At 50.9% G+C, this 444-nt stretch carries 1 rRNA gene; it reads right to left on the bottom strand.

Features of this window, described 5'->3' with window-relative positions:
* Positions 1-67: 67 nt before the first annotated feature.
* Positions 68-444, bottom strand: a 16S ribosomal RNA gene (locus tag FC98_RS13860); the annotation flags it as partial.

Below are 444 nucleotides of genomic sequence, written 5' to 3' on the forward strand. Positions count from 1 at the left end.
TTTGAGAGTAGACCTCTCAAAACTAAACAAAACTTTCGACAATGTGCAGGATTCCGTTTTTCCTTAGAAAGGAGGTGATCCAGCCGCAGGTTCTCCTACGGCTACCTTGTTACGACTTCACCCTAATCATCTGTCCCACCTTAGACGGCTGGTCCCCGAAGGTTACCTCACCGGCTTTGGGTGTTACAAACTCTCATGGTGTGACGGGCGGTGTGTACAAGGCCCGGGAACGTATTCACCGTGGCATGCTGATCCACGATTACTAGCGATTCCAACTTCATGTAGGCGAGTTGCAGCCTACAATCCGAACTGAGAACGGCTTTAAGAGATTAGCTTGACCTCGCGGTTTCGCGACTCGTTGTACCGTCCATTGTAGCACGTGTGTAGCCCAGGTCATAAGGGGCATGATGATTTGACGTCATCCCCACCTTCCTCCGGTTTGTC

Source organism: Lentilactobacillus kisonensis DSM 19906 = JCM 15041 (assembly GCF_001434135.1).
GTDB classification, from domain to species: Bacteria; Bacillota; Bacilli; order Lactobacillales; family Lactobacillaceae; genus Lentilactobacillus; species Lentilactobacillus kisonensis.